The organism is Klebsiella sp. S69 (assembly GCF_016516145.1).
Taxonomy (GTDB): domain Bacteria; phylum Pseudomonadota; class Gammaproteobacteria; order Enterobacterales; family Enterobacteriaceae; genus Klebsiella; species Klebsiella oxytoca.
Genome location: NZ_JACVUU010000004.1, coordinates 91,475 through 108,594 on the forward strand (window position 1 = coordinate 91,475; position 17,120 = coordinate 108,594).

Here is a 17,120-nt window from a genome sequence, read left to right on the forward strand (position 1 = left end):
AAGGCTCCGGCGACGGACACCGGAGCCTGTTATGCTTAGCGCGGCAGGGCGGTACCCCATTCGCGCCACTCTTTCGGTTCACTCTCCAGCAGCAGGAAGTGTTTACCATCCTGCGCTTTCGGCGCCAGCGGCGTACCCGGAGGCGTCGCAAAAGCGATGCCGCCGCGAATGAACTGATTGAAGGTACCGGTTTTCACCACGCCGCCGATCAGGCCAAAGTCGAGGCTATAGCCGGAAGCCAGCCAGAACACCGAGTTGTTGCGCACCAGATACTGATAACGTTTACTGATACGCAGCTGTACCATGACGCGATCCGACATCGAACCGAGCATCAGGCCGGTAACCGTACCGACTTCAAGCCCGCGGAACAGCACCGGCGTGCCGATACCCAGCGAACCGGCTTCGGGTACTTCGACGATAATGCTCAGGCCGTCGATATAACGTGAATCGCTAATCGTGGTTTCCTGAATTTCAAAATCACGGCGCGGCGCACCGCGTCCCGGCTCCACGTTAATATAGGCCTGGAAGAGCGTATCCAGATGCTCGACGCCCGCTGCGGAAATCTGCGGAGTAATCACCGAGAAACGCGTGCCGGCGCGGGCGAAGGTGTTGACGTATTCCGGATAGAGAACCGCTTTCGCCTGCACTTCGTTTTTCGCGGTAATTAAATTCAGCGATTGGATCTGCCCAATATCAATCCCCAGGTAGCGGATCGGCATACCTTCGGCGATTTTACCGGCGTCAAAGGCGTGCAGGGTTATCTGGCCACCCACCGCGCGGGCGGCGGTTTCCGACGCATACAGCACGCGTTTATTATCGATACGCGCGCTGGCGCTGGCACCGCTCAGATTATCAAAGCTTATCGCGCCTTTCAGCGCGCGGGAGAGCGGGGAGGCCTGAACCGTCAGGCCGCTGCCGTTAAGCTGCACTTTCGCGCCGCCTTCGGCCCAGAACACGCTGTTGCTGGTGAGCAGATGGCGATATTCCGGTTTGATATGGATGTTGATCTCAAAAGCGTTCTTGCGCGGCTGAACGGTGATGATTTCCCCGACTGCGAATTTACGATACAGCACCACGGATCCTGCCTGGACGTCCGGCAGCGTCTCAGCTGAGAGCGTGAGAGTGGTGGTCGGCAGATCGCTCATGCTGTTTTCCAGCGCTTTTTCCTGGTTGGCGTACAGCGGATAGCGGCTTTGCATCGCCCCTTTGTCGCCCGGAATAATGCGGATCCCGCCGTTGACCCATTCGCTGGCGCTGGCGCCGAGGAACTCCACGCCATCAATACCGACTTTGACGTCGATACGGCTGTTGACCACGAATTTGCTGTCGCCGCGCACCAGTGAACGGTACTCGGGCATGACTGCGACCTGGAAAGTGACGCCGTCGGCGTTTAGCTTGCGCTCCAGAACCTGGCCAATCTGAACGCCGTGCAGGATCAGCGGCTGCCCGGCATCAATACCGTAGCTTTCTGGCGCGGTGAGCGTGACGGTTGCGACATCCGGTTCTTCCAGGATGGATTTATCGGCAGGCAGCACCGCAAACTGGTTGCGCGGTTCACCCTCGCCGGGGACCAGCTCAAAGGTGGTTCCGGTCAGCAGGGCGCTGACGCTGGGATTATCCAGCGAGATTTTCGGCTTCTTCATCTGAATCAGCGTCTTCTCGCGCAGCAAGCTGACGACGCTGGGATCGACGGTCATTTCGCCGGTGACTTTCCCGTCAGCATTGAGATTCAGTTTACTGAGCTGGCCGACCTCCAGACCCTGATACATCAGCGGCGTAGAGCCCGCTTTTAACCCTGCGCCGTCCGGAAGGTCCAGTTTCACCACCACTCCGCGCTGGCTGTGCGCCAGGTCTTCGTATAAGTGATAATCGGTATTCTGCTGAGCCTGCGGAGAATCATCGGGGGAATCAAAGGCGATAGCGCCGTTCACCAGCGCGGAGAGGCTATCCAGCTGAACTTTAGCTCCGCTCAGGCTGACGTCCGCCTTTACGCCGGATACGTTCCAGAAGCGGCTCTCTTTTTTCACCAGATTGGTGAAACGCCGCTCGATCAGTACATCAATCGTGACGCCCTGATTGTTCGGATTAATGGCGTAGTCATACACCCGGCCGACCGGAATCTTACGGAAGTAGACCAGCGAGCCGCTGGTTAACGAGCCTAAATCCGCTGACTTGAGATGGATCATCAGCTCGCCGTTATTAATGTGGTACTTCGGCTGGGTATCGAGGGCGACAAAGTGATCCTCGGGCTCGCCCTGACCTGGCATCATGCCGATATAGTTGCCGCCAACCAGCGCATCCAGGCCGGACACGCCGGCAAGCGAGGCTTTCGGCGTCACCAGCCAGAACTGGGTCTCCTTGCGCAGCGCATCTTTCATATCGCCTTTGACGCTGGCAGAAACCTCGATTTTACTCAGATCTTTGCTTAGCGAGATATTCTCGACCGTACCGACTTCTACCCCCTGATAGCGGATAGGCGTCCGTCCCGGAACGATGCCGTTGGCCGACTGGAAGTCGATGACGATCGTCGTACCGCGATCCTGATAGCTGGTCCAAATCAGCCAACTGGCAATCAGCAGCGCGATGACCGGCAGCAGCCAGAACGGTGAAATGCGGCGTTTAGTTTTAATCTTGGCTTCAGTCGGCGAAGCGGGCGTTTCCTGACTCATGTGCGTCCCAAAGTAAGCGGCTGTCCAGCCATTCAACAGCAAGGATAGTTAAAATTACCGCGGCGCCAAAATAGACCGCGGCGGGCCCCATCGTAAACGCGAGGAGCTGATCGCGGTTGATCAGCGACATGGTTAATGCGATGACAAAAAGATCCAACATAGACCAGCGGCCGATCCAGGTAATCAGCCGCAGCAGCAGGATGCGGGTACGTAGCCCCTGTTCACACTTGAATTGTATGCTGACCAGCAGGGTAAACAATACAATAACTTTGGTGAATGGGACCAGAATACTGGCGATGAACACCACCCCGGCGATGGCGACGTTGCTGCTGGCCAGCGACATAATGCCGGAAAGGATGGTGTCTTCCTGACGCGCGCCGTTGACGTAGATGATCGAGATCGGCAGCAGGTTGGCAGGAAGCAGGAAAACCAGTGATGCAATCAGCGCAGCCCAGCTCTTTTGCAGGCTTTGCCGGCGTCGATGGCGCAGAGGCGTGTGGCAGCGGCGGCAGCGCCCGCGTGCATCGCGATGTCCGGTATAATGGCAGCCCAGACAGACCTGAAGATTTTCATCCGGGCGCAGCGCCGGGCGCTGGGGATAAAAACGCTCCCAGAGCTCTTCAACGTTCATATGGATAAGCGTCAGGATACTGAGCAGCGTGAGGGAAACATAGGCGACAAGCCCGATACCCGGCTGCAGGAAGGCGTAATCCTGCACTTTAATGGAGGCGACGCCGATGCCGACCAGGTAAATATCCAGCATTACCCACTCCTTGAGCCGCTCCAGCATCAGCAGTATCGGTCGCAGATTCATGCCCAGCACGTTGCCCAACCACAGGTAGGCGATTGACACCACCAGCAGCACCGGCGCGACGACCGCGCAAAAGAGCACCATCGCCGCCGTGAGCGGATCGCCCTGGCCGGTCATTTGCCAGATGCCCTGAAGGACGTTAGCGTCGATACGCACGCCCAGCAGATGCAAACGTAGCAGCGGTTCGCTCCACGCAAAAGGCATCAGCAGCAGCATAGCGATCGCCATGCTGCCCAGCCGGGTAAGCGACCAGTCGCGGCCATCGCGCACTTTGGCGTTGCAGCGAGGGCACCAGGCGCTTTGATTCTTTTTGAGGACCGGTAAACTAAACAGCAGGTCGCACTGCGGGCAGCGCTGATAGTGAGCGTGCGCAACAGGGGCGCTGACCGAGTAGACGATCATCTTTTTTGCTGGCGTAATCCTGGGTGTTTTTAGTGGCATTTATAACTTACAGAAATGAATGTATCTCTCTATCTTAACTCAGGAATGAATTCATCTTGAGCATGAATGCATTTAAAGCTTATTTTATTAGGCTGTAAGTGTAAGGCAGTAAGACAACTAAGCGATCATATAATGAACAAATCAGAATTCTACGCGGATTTAAACCGCGATTTTCAGGCGTTAATGGCAGGCGAAACCAGCTTCCTGGCGATGATTTCAAATACCAGCGCGCTGTTATTTGAACGACTGGCGGAAGTGAACTGGGCCGGTTTCTATCTGCTGGAAGGCGATACTCTCATCCTCGGGCCGTTCCAGGGCAAGCTGGCCTGCGTGCGTATTCCGGTAGGACGCGGCGTATGCGGGACTGCCGTCGCGCAGAATCGCGTGCAGCGGGTCGAGGATGTTCACGCCTTTGATGGCCACATCGCCTGCGATGCCGCCAGCAATTCGGAAATTGTCTTCCCGCTACGGGTGAACAATCAAACCATCGGCGTCCTGGACATCGATAGCACGGCGCATTCCCGCTTCACCGTTGAAGACGAGCGGGGTCTGGCAGAACTGGTCTCGCATCTGGAAAAACTCATTTCTGCCACGGATTATCAAAAAATATTCACCCGCGTCGCAGGATAATCAACGGATAACGTAGCATTTACCGAGGACGTCATTATAATGACGCCTGTTCATGCCTGCGGCTTGTTGGCTACGTCCGTTGTAATCAGGAAATTTCATGGAAAATCAACCTAAGTTGAATAGCAGTAAAGAAGTCATTGCGTTTCTGGCCGAACGTTTCCCTCAGTGCTTTAGCGCTGAAGGCGAAGCTCGCCCCCTGAAAGTCGGTATTTTTCAGGATCTCGTTGAGCGCGTTGGCGGAGAGATGAATCTCAGCAAAACCCAACTTCGCGCTGCTTTGCGTCTTTATACTTCGAGCTGGCGCTATCTGTACGGCGTTAAGCCAGGCGCTGTCCGCGTTGACCTTGACGGCAACCCGTGCGGCGAACTGGAAGAGCAGCATGTCGCTCATGCCCGCCAGCAGCTTGAAGAAGCAAAAGCCCGCGTTCAGGCGCAGCGCGAAGCGCAGCAGGCCAAAAAACGTGAAGCCGCTGCCGCAGCAGGCCAGCCGGAAGAGGGAGCACGTCGCGAGCGTAAACCGCGTCCTCAGCCTCAGGCTCGTCGCAAAGAAGGCGCTGAGCAGCGTAAACCACGCCCGGCAGCAGCAGCCAAAGCGCCGCGCGAAGAGCGTCATACCCCTGTATCAGATGTGTCTGTATTGACCGTTGGCCAGGCACTGAAGGTGAAAGCAGGCAATAATGCAATGGACGCCACCGTCCTGGAAATCACCAAAGATGGCGTTCGTGTACAGCTGACTTCTGGTATGTCAATGATTGTACGCGCAGAACACCTGGTGTTCTGAAACGGAGGCCGGGCCAGGCATGAACAAATTCTTTAAGCTCACCGCGTTGGCGGGCCTGCTGGTAATAGCAGGCCAGTCGTTCGCCGTGGACGATATAACCCGGGTCGATCAAATCCCCGTGCTGAAAGAAGAGCCGCAGCACGCGACGGTGAGCGAGCGCGTAACATCGCGCTTTACCCGCTCTCACTACCGCCAGTTCGATCTCGACAATGCCTTTTCGGCGAAAATTTTCGATCGCTATCTGAACCTGCTGGACTACAGCCATAACGTGCTGTTAGCCAGCGACGTCAACCAGTTTGCCGCGAAAAAGAATCAAATCGGCGATGAACTGCGCAGTGGGAAGCTGGACGTATTTTACGACCTGTATAACCTGGCGCAGAAGCGTCGCTTTGAGCGCTATCAATACGCGCTGAAAGTGCTGGAACGGCCGATGGATTTTACCGGCCACGATAATTTCAACCTTGACCGTAGCAAGTCGCCCTGGCCGAAAGATGAAGCCGAGCTGAACGCGCTGTGGGATGCCAAGGTGAAGTTTGACCAGCTAAGCCTGAAGCTGGCTGGCAAAGATGATAAAGAGATTCGCGAAACCTTAACCCGCCGCTACAAGTTTGCTATCCGCCGTCTGGCGCAAACCAATAGCGAAGACGTTTTCTCACTGGCGATGACCGCCTTTGCGCGTGAAATCGACCCGCATACAAACTATCTCTCACCGCGCAACACCGAGCAGTTCAATACTGAAATGAGCCTGTCTCTCGAAGGTATCGGCGCGGTGCTGCAGATGGACGACGACTACACGGTGATCAATTCTCTGGTCGCGGGCGGTCCGGCGGCGAAGAGTAAAGCCATCAGCGTGGGCGATCGCATCGTTGGCGTCGGCCAGCCTGGTAAAGGCATGGTCGATGTGATCGGCTGGCGTCTTGATGATGTCGTCGCGCTGATTAAAGGTCCCAAGGGCAGCAAGGTTCGCCTGGAGATTCTCCCGGCGGGTAAAGGCGCCAAAACGCGTATTGTGACCCTCACACGTGAACGCATTCGTCTGGAAGACCGTGCGGTTAAGATGTCAGTCAAAACCGTTGGCAAAGAAAAAGTTGGCGTGCTGGATATTCCTGGCTTCTATGTTGGCCTGACGGATGACGTTAAGGTTCAGCTGCAAAAGCTGGAGAAACAAAACGTTAGCAGTATCGTAATCGATCTGCGCAGCAACGGCGGCGGGGCGCTGACCGAAGCGGTTTCGCTTTCTGGCCTGTTTATCCCCTCCGGCCCGGTTGTCCAGGTTCGCGATAATAACGGTAAAGTCCGTGAAGACAGCGATACCGATGGCGTGGTGTACTACAAAGGTCCGCTGGTCGTCCTGGTCGATCGTTTCAGCGCCTCGGCTTCCGAAATTTTCGCCGCTGCGATGCAGGATTATGGCCGCGCGCTGATCGTCGGAGAGCCGACCTTCGGTAAAGGGACCGTCCAGCAGTATCGTTCGCTGAACCGTATCTACGATCAGATGCTGCGTCCTGACTGGCCGGCGCTGGGTTCCGTACAGTACACTATCCAGAAATTCTATCGCATCAACGGCGGTAGTACTCAGCGCAAGGGTGTAACGCCGGACATCATGATGCCGACCGGAACCGAAGAGCGTGAGACCGGCGAGCAGTATGAAGACAACGCGCTGCCGTGGGATAGCGTCAATGCGGCAACCTTCGTGAAATATGGCGATTTGACGCCGTTTGGACCGGAACTGCTGAAGCGTCACGATGCGCGTATTGCCAAAGATCCTGAGTTCCAGTACATCATGAAGGATATTGCTCGCTATAACGCGATGAAAGACAAACGCAACATCGTTTCCCTGAACTACGCGCAGCGTGAAAAGGAGAACGAAGAAGATGATGCGATTCGTCTGGCCCGCGTTAACGATCGCCTGAAACGCGAAGGTAAGCCGTTACTGAAAAAGCTGGAAGATCTGCCGAAGGATTACCAGGAGCCCGATCCGTATCTTGATGAAACGGTTCATATTGCGCTCGACCTGGCCCATGAGGAAAAGGATCGGCCAGCGGTAGAGCCCCCGGCCAGTAAATAATCCCCCTAACGGGCACAATGATTTGTGCCCGTTTTCTTTCGCTTCTTTCCCAACGTTCATTGCCTGATTTCAACAAAATGTCAACGCTTTTGCCCAGCGTCAGCAATATGCTACAAAATGTAAAGTTGTGTCTTTCTCGTGACTTAGCGGGGGCTGATGGTTGAAAATTAGCGTTCTACCCATACCATGTGGGTAATCGCATAGTGCGTTTTGTTAAATCGAGGTAAAAAGAAAATTATGATGCGAATCGCGCTTTTCCTGCTGACCAACCTGGCAGTGATGGTGGTGTTCGGGCTGGTGCTAAGCCTGACGGGAATTCAGTCAAGCAGCATGACCGGGCTGCTGATCATGGCGCTGTTGTTTGGCTTCGGCGGTTCAATCGTTTCGCTGCTGATGTCGAAATGGATGGCGTTGAAATCGGTGGGTGGGGAAGTCATTGAGCAGCCGCGTAACGAAACCGAGCGCTGGTTGGTGAATACCGTCGCGCAGCAGGCGCGCCAGGCGGGAATTGCCATGCCGCAGGTCGCGGTCTACCATGCGCCGGATATTAACGCCTTCGCGACCGGCGCGCGCCGCGATGCGTCGCTGGTTGCGGTCAGCACCGGGCTGTTGCAGAACATGAGCCGTGATGAAGCGGAAGCGGTTATCGCCCATGAGATTAGCCACATCGCTAACGGCGATATGGTCACCATGACGCTGATTCAGGGGGTGGTGAACACCTTCGTTATCTTTATCTCGCGCGTTATCGCGCAGATTGCGGCGGGCTTCCTCGGCGGCAACCGCGATGAAGGTGAAAGCAGCAACGGCAACCCGCTGATCTACTTCGCGGTTGCTACGGTGCTGGAGTTGGTGTTTGGTATTCTGGCCAGCATCATCACCATGTGGTTCTCCCGCTACCGCGAATTCCATGCGGACGCTGGCTCAGCGAAACTGGTGGGGCGTGAGAAAATGATCGCTGCGCTGCAGCGTCTGAAAACCAGCTATGAGCCGCAGGAGGCCAGTAGCATGATGGCATTCTGCATTAACGGTAAAGCGAAATCCATGAGCGAGCTGTTTATGACTCACCCGCCTCTGGATAAGCGCATTGAAGCCCTGCGCAGCGGCGAATATCTGAAGTAAACGCCGCTCCCGGCCCTGAAAACAAAAATCCGCAACCTTCGGGCTGCGGATTTTTTTATGTCGATTCTTTGCTTACAGCCTGGCGCGCGGCTGCGTAACGCGTAGCCCGCTGACGGCGGCGGCGACGACGGCAAGGATCCCGGCCAGCAGAAGTGCGGTATGAGTTCCGCTATTGCCCAGCAGGTTAAACAGCAGCGCCACCAGCGCGGCGCCTGTACTCTGTCCAAGCAGACGGGCGGTACCCAACATGCCGCTTGCTCCGCCGCTGCGATGAGCCGGCGCTGAAGAGACGATCGTATGGTTGTTGGGTGACTGGAACAGGCCAAAGCCCGCGCCGCAGAGCGCCATTCGCCAGATAATATCCAGATCCGTGGGTGTGGAGGGGAGCATCGCCAGACCGAACAGGCCGCAGGCCATTACCAGCAGACCAATCGCCCCCAGCAGACCGGCGTGAAATTTCTCTATCAAATAGCCTGCCAGCGGCGCCATTACCATGGTTGCCAGCGGCCACGGCGTCAGGAGAAGACCGGTTTCCACCTCGCTGCGTCCAAGCATCGACTGCAGGAAGAATGGTAGCGAAACCATGGCCAGCATCTGGGCACAGAAGGAGCATATCGAGGTGCAGATGGACAGGGAAAAAATCGGAATGCGCAGCAGATCGACGGGTAGCAGGGGAACCGGCATTCTGAGCTGACGGCGGACAAAAAAGAATCCAACGACCAGCATCGCAATAACCTCCGCCAGCACCAGCTCGCCGGATTGGCCCTGAGCGAACCCGCCGAGAGCGGTAATTAATAAGCCGAAAGTGAGAGCATTCATGATGGCGCTGGGCAGATCGAAGCGGGTGACCTTGCTCCCGCCGACATTGGCGGGCAGGTAGCGCATCGCGAGAACCAGTGAGATAACGCCCAGCGGAACGTTAATGAGAAACAGCCATTGCCATGAAGCCATCGACAGGATAGCGGCGGCAATGGTCGGGCCCGCAGCGGATGAGACGGCGACAACAAAAGAGTTGATCCCCATTCCGCGGCCGAGAAAGCGGCGGGGATAAATCAGGCGAATCAGCGCGGTATTAACGCTCATTAGCGCCGCGCCGCCAAGACCCTGCGCAACGCGCGCCAGCGTCAACATTTCCAGGCTGCGGGAGAGCGCGCAGGCTAAAGAGGTGAAGGTGAATACGACCAGGCCGATTTTATAAATGCGCCGATAGCCGACCATATCGCCGAGGAAAGAGAGCGGCAGAAGCGCAATAACAATGGCAATTTGATAGGCGTTTACTATCCAGATTGAGGATGCTGGTGACGCGTTTAAATCGCTGGCGATCGTCGGAAGCGCTACGTTGGCGATAGCGCCGTCCAGCACGGCCATCGTCAGGCCTAATACAATGGTCAGGATGGCGCCGTAACGCTGCGGTGCTGGCAGCCCATCGGGGAGGTTTTTATCCATATAAAGTGTATGTCTTATCGGGAACTATTAACTGGATAATGATTTTAGCATTGAATATTCAGCGGCATGTCGCAGATTTGTAACGAATGGGCAGAAGAACGATTGCGGGTAACGGGATGCGAATTTATAATAAAAACCGGTTCTAATTTTTATAAAACAGTTGCGATGAGGTGATAAATGGCAGTTGCAGATTTGGATAAACAGCCAGATTCTGTCTCTTCGGTATTGAAGGTTTTTGGCATCCTGCAGGCGCTTGGCGAAGAGCGTGAAATTGGCATTACCGAACTGTCCCAGCGCGTCATGATGTCAAAAAGCACCGTTTATCGCTTTTTGCAGACCATGAAATCGCTGGGGTACGTAGCGCAGGAAGGGGAATCTGAGAAGTATTCTTTAACCCTGAAACTCTTCGAACTCGGCGCGCGGGCTTTGCAGAACGTCGATCTGGTGCGCAGCGCCGATATCCAGATGCGCGAGCTATCACGCCTGACGAAAGAGACCGTCCACCTGGGCGCCCTGGATGAAGACAGCATTGTTTACATCCATAAAATCGACTCAATGTACAATTTGCGCATGTATTCGCGCATCGGACGGCGTAACCCGCTGTACAGCACCGCGATCGGTAAGGTGCTGCTGGCATGGCGCGATCGCGCGGAAGTTGAGCAGATTCTGGAAGGCGTCGAGTACAAACGCAGTACCGACCGGACCATCACCAGCACCGAAGAGCTGCTGGCCGTTCTGGATAAGGTCCGCGAGCAGGGCTACGGCGAAGATAACGAAGAACAGGAAGAAGGGCTGCGCTGCATCGGGGTGCCGGTTTTCGACCGCTTCGGCGTGGTTATCGCCGGCCTGAGTATCTCTTTCCCGACGCTACGTTTCTCCGAAGAGCGCCTGAACGAGTATGTTGCGATGCTGCACACGGCGGCGCGTAAAATTTCTGAGCAGATGGGCTACAACGATTATCCGTTCTAATTCACTATCCTATTCGGGCTACCGTTGCTGTAGCCCGAACCATGACTAGCCGTTATCCACTACCGTGACGCTTTTTCGCAGAACAGGGCAATCGGTAATGCCGATAATACCGCTGCTGGAGTGAACATATTGTGCGGTGCTGATGCCGCGAGCGGTGAGATATTTGCACTGCAGTCCTAACCCTCCGGCATTCTCACTGCTGCCTATTAACACGCCGTAGCCGCTTAATAATACGCCAATCCATAAGATAGCCAGCACCACAATGGTACGAATGATCAATCGCATTGTTGCCTCAATATTTGTATTATCCTTGCGTCTATTCTGTCATGCACACGAGTTGAAACAAGTCTATGATTCCTAAACTTGCCTTTCGTATTACAGTTAGCCGCGGTTTAAGATGGTCATGTTATCCTGGCGACATTTGATACTGATGCGGAGTGTGGAGTGAAAAAATTACGGTGGGTTTTGCTGATAGTCGCTATTGCAGGATGTTTACTGCTATGGACTCAGATGCTTAACGTAATGTGCGATCAGGATGTACAGTTCTTCAGCGGCATCTGCACGATCAATAAGTTTATTCCCTGGTAAGACATTTTTTATATGACTGATTTTCTTCTGCCGCGCGGGTGGTAGAATGAACGCCTTCTCTTTGAGGTGGTGAAATGAGTGAGTTACTAAATCCCGGGATTGTAAGCCTGGCATCCGTGGCGCTGTCTGTCGTGCTGTTGCTTGTCGGCCTGTTATTATGGTTTTTTGTTAATCGCGCCAGTTTGCGCGCAAATGAGCAGATCGCGCTACTGCAGGCGCTTCTGGATCAGCAAAAGCGGCAAAATGCGCTGCTGCGCCGTCTCTGCGAGGCCAATGAGCCAGAGAAGGAGAGTGCAGCAGAACCTTCCATAGCCGAGAAGGGGAAAGGCGACGACGACTTCATTCGTCTGGTCGCAGAGCGCTAATCTGATTGTCAGGCGTGCATCGTAGGGTGTGCGCCTGTATCTCACCCCGGTCTATAACTTATCCTTATCAATAAATCTTCTGCTGACGATTATCCGGCGTGCCGGCAAGCGGACGCTGTGCGTTAATCGCGCCTCTTTAATTAGTTTGTTTAATTAATCAAATAAAAGGACAGAAACGGCCTGACTGTCATCAGGACTTCATTATTGCCGTGCAGTATAGACAATATTTTAAGTTATTCCATTTACGCGCTTCGATATTATGCAATGGTCCTGCAAAGCAATTTTTCAGCTATCGATATGAGCTTTTAAATGCATCTTTATGCAATACTTTTTGTTGCCCCCTAAAATTGGCAGTTTAGCTTTGAGCGGGGCGGGGCACGCCGAAGTTGTTGAGGAATGGCGGATAAACTCTCTTTCCGGAGCCAGTCTCTACGGCACAGACGCGGGGCGGAAAGGATAAGACAGAGGGAGCAAAGTCGCATAAATGTGCAGGTGATCAAATGATTCCCTTATAATTTGTGCGAGCGATCGAGACCCATCTAAAAATGGCTTGCCATTATTAACGTAGTATGTGATAACACGTTTCGGGTTAAACGAGGTACAGTTCTGTTTATGTGTGGCATTTTCAGTAAAGAAGTCCTGAGTAAACACGTTGTCGTTGAATACCGCTTCTCTGCCGAACCTTATATTAGTGCCTCATGCAGTCATGTGTCAGTTTTATCTATGTAAGTGCCCACGGGCGAAGAAAACAGTCTAAGGAATTTTGCAAATGGCAAAGATTAAAGGTCAAGTTAAGTGGTTCAACGAGTCTAAAGGTTTTGGCTTCATTACTCCGGCTGATGGCAGCAAAGATGTGTTCGTACATTTCTCCGCTATCCAGGGTAACGGCTTCAAAACTCTGGCTGAAGGCCAGAACGTTGAGTTCGAAATTCAGGACGGCCAGAAAGGTCCAGCTGCAGTTAACGTAACTGCTATCTGATTCAAGACCACTGAATCTTGTAAGAAAGCCTCGCGACCGCGGGGCTTTTTAGATTTTATTGCAAATCATGTCAATTATCCTCCCACCGTTGCGCTTTGTTGCAAAACAACATCCTTATTAGCACTGTTTAGCAATCTGTTTTGTATATATCTGTTAAATCAGGTGGTTGCAAAATAATGATGGAGCTAAGGTGCAAAAGAACAAACTTAAGTCAGCCGCCAACTTTACCCCTCTGCGGTTCGGGTTGCTATGCGTGGCCATTCTTTGCTGTATGGGGCTGCTGCTGGTCCGGGTAGGCTGGCTGCAAATTGTCTCTCCTGACAATTTGGTGAAACAAGAAGACATGCGCTCCTTGCGCGAAGAGCCTATCGACGTGCAGCGCGGCATGATTAGCGATCGCGAGGGCCGCCCGCTGGCGGTTAGCGTTCCGGTGAGCGCCATCTGGATCGATCCGCAAACAACGCTCGCAAAAGGCGGCGTCGGATATGGCCCGCGCTGGCAGGCCATGGCGCAAGCTTTACATCTCAACCTTAGCGAGCTGGCTCATCGTGTGCAGGCGCATCCTCACGCGCGCTTTCTCTATCTCGCGCGCCAGATAAATCCTGAGCAGGCAGAGTGGATCGACAAGCTGCGCCTGCCGGGTATCAATCTGCGCGATGAGTCGCGTCGTTTTTATCCCGCTGGACACGTTGCCGCTAACCTGCTGGGCTTTACCAACATCGATAATCAGGGGATCGAGGGAGTCGAGAAAAGCTTTAATGCTCAGCTGACCGGTCAACCCGGGCGTCGGCTGGTGCGCAAAGATCGTCACGGCAACGTCATCGAAAATATCACGGAAGTCCCGGCAGTCCCGGCCCATAATTTGCAGCTCAGTATCGACGAGCGTCTACAAACGGTGACCGAAGACGCGTTGGATAACGCCGTGCGCTGGAACAAAGCGGAATCGGGGGCGGCGGTATTAATTAAAATTGATACCGGGGAAATTCTGTCGATGGCCAGCTACCCTGATTTCAACCCTAACAATCGCGATGATGCAAAGCTGGATGATTTCCGCAATCGCGCGATTAGCGATACTTTCGAGCCGGGGTCGACGGTTAAACCGCTGGTGCTGATGACTGCCCTCCAGCAAGGCATTGTTCAGCCGGATAGCGTGGTGGATACCCATCCGTTTATCCTCGACGGCCATCGCATTCGCGACGTGGGTTACTATCCAGAATTAACCCTCACCGGCATCCTGCAAAAATCCAGCGATACCGGCGTTTCACATCTGTCGCTAGCGATGCCCATTCAGCATCTCATCGATACCTATAAAGCGTTCGGTTTCGGCGATTCTACCGGCCTGGGATTAACCGGTGAAAGCGCCGGGCTGATGCCGCAGCGCCGCTATTGGGGACAGCTCGACCGGGCGACCTTCGCCTTCGGCTATGGTCTGATGGTCACGCCGCTGCAGCTGGCGCACGTATACGCTACCATCGGCAGCTACGGTATTGAACGTCCGCTATCGATCACGCGTATCGATCCGCCGGTCATGGGGACCCGAGTGATGCCGGAGCAGATAGTGCATGAAGTCGAGCATATGATGGAGAGCGTTGCCTTGCCGGGCGGCGGGGGGACCAAAGCGGCGGTGCGCGACTATCGGGTAGCGGTAAAAACCGGTACCGCCAAGAAAATCGGCCCTGACGGGAAATATATCGACAAATACGTTGCCTATACCGCAGGCGTCGCGCCGGCCAGCAATCCGAAATTCGCCCTGGTGGTGGTGATGAACGACCCCAGCAACGGTTCATATTACGGCGGAGCGGTGTCGGCGCCGGTATTCAGTCAAATTATGGGCGATGTGCTGCGCCTGGAAAACGTCATGCCCGATGGAATGCCGGAGGGCTCGGAAAACCTGATCGTCATGCATCACGACGGCGTTCTGCCGCCTGCGCTGTAACGGTGGCCTGGAAGGGCGAATAGCGCTACACTTTCGCCCTTTCAGCACACCGGAGTTGCCATGTCTTACAGTTGCCCTCTTTGCCACGCGCCGCTTGCGCGCCGCGATAATAGCTTTATCTGCCCGCAGCGGCATCAGTTCGATCTGGCGAAGGAAGGGTACGTCAATTTGCTGCCGGTACAGTTTAAGCGCTCCCGCGATCCGGGCGACAGCGCGGAAATGATGCAGGCGCGGCGAGAGTTTCTCGATGCGGGTCATTACCAGCCGCTTCGTGAGGCGGTCAGCGCTTATCTGCACACCTTCGCGCCAACGGATTTACTGGATATAGGCTGTGGGGAAGGCTACTACACTCATGCCTTCGCCGCTATCGTCGGCCGCTGTTGGGGACTGGACGTGTCGAAATCGGCGATTCGCGCGGCGGCTAAGCGCTATCCGCAGGTCAGCTTTTGCGTCGCCTCCAGCCAGCGATTACCGTTTGAGGATGCAAGCCTGGATGCGATAGTGCGTATTTATGCCCCCTGCAACGCGCTTGAACTTGCGCGCGTTGTCCGTACCGGCGGCTGGGTCATCACCGCGACGCCGGGACCTCGTCACCTGATGGAACTAAAAGGGTTGATCTACGACGAAGTGCGTTTGCACGAGCAAAACACGGAAGCGCTTGAGGGTTTCACGCTACGTCATCAGCAGCAGCTGGCCTATCCGATGCGCCTCAAAGGCAGCGAGGCGGAAGCTTTACTGCAAATGACGCCGTTTGCGTGGCGGGCAAAACCGCCGGTTCGGGAAACGCTGCGCCAGCAGGCGCTATTCAGCTGCCAGACCGATTTCATGATTCACTGCTGGCAGCGCGACGCTGAGGGTTAGCCGGCAAAATGGCTCCAGAGTATTTGGGCGCCGATGCCGATCAGCACGATACCGCCGAGGATTTCCGCCCGTTTGCCGAGCAGCGGGCCGATAAAACGTCCTACCATAATGCCCAGCGTTGACATTATCAGCGTCGCGCAGCCGATAGCCAGCGCGGTGGCGATAATGTTGACCTGCAAAAACGCCAGGCCAACGCCGACGGCCATAGCGTCAAGGCTGGTGGCGAAAGCGGTGGTGACCAGCAGCCAGAAACCGTGACGGCGCGGAGCTTCACACTCCTCGCCATCGCCGCCGCGAACCCCTTCGATAACCATTCGGCCGCCGAGAAATACCAGCAATACAAAGGCTATCCAGTGGTTCCACTCGAGCACGAACTGGCTGGCGAGCATCCCCATTCCCCACCCGAACAGCGGAGTGAGCGTTTCGATAGCGCCAAAGATGAGACCGGTGCGCAGGGCTTCGGAAAATTTAGGTTTATGGAGAGTCGCGCCTTTACCAATAGAGGCTGCGAAGGCGTCCATGGACATGCCGAAGGCAAGAAGAATTGTAGCGGATACATTCATGAGAGCGTCCTGACCGGGGATAATCCATATGACACATCGCCGCCCCCAGTAAAAATACGCAGCCCATCCTGAAGATGAGGCGCCGCGTACAGCAGCGATGCGTCTATGGTCTCGCCTGGTTGAAGACGTTCTTCTTCAACCCGCACGTGCCACGTTTTGCAACGAGTATGTTGACACGTACATTTTCCGACAGGCAGAAAATTGGCTACTCCCCAACGACGGGCGCAACCTTAACATAATTTTAGAATATAAAACAATAACAGAATCGCGTTATTTTAATAACCAAATGATAACGATTTTCATTTGAATTTAGAGGTGAATGATTCGTTAATAAATATCGTTGAATTAAGCGGCTGAAATATAGCTATGGCTATGTTTCAGCCGCCGGGAAATGATTAAATATAGCGTAAGCTATATTGTTAACTCATTGAGTGGAAACGAGAAGTTTGTATATTTTTTCCAGGTCGTCGATATTTCGTACGCGGATCAGCAGGCGACGTTGTTCTAATTGCATCACCAGCACCCCGTCTTCTGATAAATTCATCTCTTTAATACGCCTATATTCAATCCAGATATTGGCGAAAAAAAAGCCCTGCTTTTTGAAGATGATTTTGGGCGAACGGATCCAGAAAAGATATAACCCCATTAAGGCCAGGGCAGATAATAACCAGGTGGTGATAAGTTCGCCATGATTAGCGATGTTGTTATAAATCAGAATGGCAATAAGACCGACGAAGATAATGCCATCGACGCGATTGCGGCGAAGCAGGGGGATTGCCAGCAAAACGGGGCCATTGCGGCGCGGCATGATGAACTGGTCGTAAACCGCAAACGCGAACAGTACAAGAATAAACAGGATTAACACCAGGTCCGTGATTGTCATCCATCCTCCAA

At 54.4% G+C, this 17,120-nt stretch carries 15 protein-coding genes and 2 pseudogenes; 11 read left to right on the forward strand and 6 right to left on the reverse strand.

Annotation, left to right across the window (positions count from 1 at the left end; genetic code table 11):
* Nucleotides 1–35: 35 nt before the first annotated feature.
* Both IAE27_RS05835 and yebS read right to left on the reverse strand, forming a co-directional pair.
* Nucleotides 36–2,669, reverse strand: coding sequence for a PqiB family protein (locus tag IAE27_RS05835; RefSeq protein ID WP_108704914.1), 2,634 nt, complete (start codon nucleotides 2,667–2,669; stop codon nucleotides 36–38).
* Complete coding sequence (gene yebS, locus IAE27_RS05840; protein ID WP_016808294.1) at nucleotides 2,638–3,921, reverse strand: membrane integrity lipid transport subunit YebS; 1,284 nt, start codon at nucleotides 3,919–3,921, stop codon at nucleotides 2,638–2,640. The genes IAE27_RS05835 and yebS overlap by 32 nt, the downstream gene beginning before the upstream one ends.
* Nucleotides 3,922–4,053: 132 nt before the next feature.
* Between yebS and IAE27_RS05845 the strand changes: the two are divergent.
* The 4 genes and pseudogenes from IAE27_RS05845 to htpX all read left to right on the forward strand — a co-directional run bounded on the left by IAE27_RS05845 (nucleotide 4,054) and on the right by htpX (nucleotide 8,519).
* Nucleotides 4,054–4,567: pseudogene (locus IAE27_RS05845) on the forward strand (GAF domain-containing protein).
* An 81-nt stretch (nucleotides 4,568–4,648) separates the two neighbouring features.
* On the forward strand, nucleotides 4,649–5,332 hold the full coding sequence (gene proQ, locus IAE27_RS05850; RefSeq protein WP_004103320.1) for an RNA chaperone ProQ: 684 nt from the start codon (nucleotides 4,649–4,651) through the stop codon (nucleotides 5,330–5,332).
* Between the two features lie 19 nt (nucleotides 5,333–5,351).
* Nucleotides 5,352–7,400, forward strand: a complete 2,049-nt coding sequence (gene prc / locus IAE27_RS05855) for a carboxy terminal-processing peptidase (protein ID WP_004113745.1) — start codon at nucleotides 5,352–5,354, stop codon at nucleotides 7,398–7,400.
* A 237-nt stretch (nucleotides 7,401–7,637) separates the two neighbouring features.
* Nucleotides 7,638–8,519, forward strand: coding sequence for a protease HtpX (htpX, locus tag IAE27_RS05860; RefSeq protein WP_004103316.1), 882 nt, complete (start codon nucleotides 7,638–7,640; stop codon nucleotides 8,517–8,519).
* Nucleotides 8,520–8,591: 72 nt separating this feature from the next.
* On the opposite strand, the gene IAE27_RS05865 is transcribed toward htpX, so the two are convergent.
* The gene (locus IAE27_RS05865) at nucleotides 8,592–9,965 is read right to left on the reverse strand and encodes an MFS transporter (protein WP_004103315.1); all 1,374 of its coding nucleotides are present in this window, start codon (nucleotides 9,963–9,965) and stop codon (nucleotides 8,592–8,594) included.
* A 177-nt stretch (nucleotides 9,966–10,142) separates the two neighbouring features.
* Here IAE27_RS05865 and kdgR point away from each other — a divergent pair, with 177 nt between their 5' ends.
* The gene (kdgR, locus tag IAE27_RS05870) at nucleotides 10,143–10,934 is read left to right on the forward strand and encodes a DNA-binding transcriptional regulator KdgR (protein ID WP_004103314.1); all 792 of its coding nucleotides are present in this window, start codon (nucleotides 10,143–10,145) and stop codon (nucleotides 10,932–10,934) included.
* A gap of 45 nt (nucleotides 10,935–10,979) precedes the next feature.
* On the opposite strand, the gene IAE27_RS05875 is transcribed toward kdgR, so the two are convergent.
* Nucleotides 10,980–11,219: a YobH family protein gene (locus IAE27_RS05875; RefSeq protein WP_004103313.1), complete on the reverse strand. Its 240-nt coding sequence runs from the start codon at nucleotides 11,217–11,219 to the stop codon at nucleotides 10,980–10,982.
* A 159-nt stretch (nucleotides 11,220–11,378) separates the two neighbouring features.
* On the opposite strand from IAE27_RS05875, the gene mgrB reads away from it, so the two are divergent.
* From mgrB to rlmA, 6 genes and pseudogenes are all read left to right on the forward strand, one after another.
* Nucleotides 11,379–11,522 (forward strand): PhoP/PhoQ regulator MgrB, encoded by a 144-nt coding sequence (mgrB, locus tag IAE27_RS05880; protein ID WP_154022461.1) that lies wholly within the window; start codon nucleotides 11,379–11,381, stop codon nucleotides 11,520–11,522.
* A 74-nt stretch (nucleotides 11,523–11,596) separates the two neighbouring features.
* Nucleotides 11,597–11,887: a YebO family protein gene (locus IAE27_RS05885; RefSeq protein WP_070556951.1), complete on the forward strand. Its 291-nt coding sequence runs from the start codon at nucleotides 11,597–11,599 to the stop codon at nucleotides 11,885–11,887.
* A 612-nt stretch (nucleotides 11,888–12,499) separates the two neighbouring features.
* Nucleotides 12,500–12,644: pseudogene (locus IAE27_RS05890) on the forward strand (DUF2627 domain-containing protein).
* 12 nt (nucleotides 12,645–12,656) lie between these two features.
* Nucleotides 12,657–12,866 carry a transcription antiterminator/RNA stability regulator CspE gene (gene cspE / locus IAE27_RS05895; RefSeq protein ID WP_001062678.1) on the forward strand — a complete coding sequence of 70 codons (210 nt, stop codon included), beginning with the start codon at nucleotides 12,657–12,659 and terminating at the stop codon, nucleotides 12,864–12,866.
* A 190-nt stretch (nucleotides 12,867–13,056) separates the two neighbouring features.
* Nucleotides 13,057–14,802 carry a peptidoglycan glycosyltransferase FtsI gene (ftsI, locus tag IAE27_RS05900; RefSeq protein ID WP_004103311.1) on the forward strand — a complete coding sequence of 582 codons (1,746 nt, stop codon included), beginning with the start codon at nucleotides 13,057–13,059 and terminating at the stop codon, nucleotides 14,800–14,802.
* Between the two features lie 60 nt (nucleotides 14,803–14,862).
* Nucleotides 14,863–15,663 (forward strand): 23S rRNA (guanine(745)-N(1))-methyltransferase, encoded by an 801-nt coding sequence (rlmA, locus tag IAE27_RS05905; RefSeq protein ID WP_004103310.1) that lies wholly within the window; start codon nucleotides 14,863–14,865, stop codon nucleotides 15,661–15,663.
* On the opposite strand, the gene mntP is transcribed toward rlmA, so the two are convergent.
* A complete protein-coding gene (gene mntP, locus IAE27_RS05910) occupies nucleotides 15,660–16,226 on the reverse strand; it encodes a manganese efflux pump MntP (protein WP_004103309.1) in 567 nt (188 codons plus the stop codon). The two genes, rlmA and mntP, sit on opposite strands and share 4 nt — an antisense overlap.
* Before the next feature lie 424 nt (nucleotides 16,227–16,650).
* Nucleotides 16,651–17,109 carry a DUF986 family protein gene (locus IAE27_RS05915; RefSeq protein WP_154022475.1) on the reverse strand — a complete coding sequence of 153 codons (459 nt, stop codon included), beginning with the start codon at nucleotides 17,107–17,109 and terminating at the stop codon, nucleotides 16,651–16,653.
* Nucleotides 17,110–17,120 lie beyond the last annotated feature (11 nt).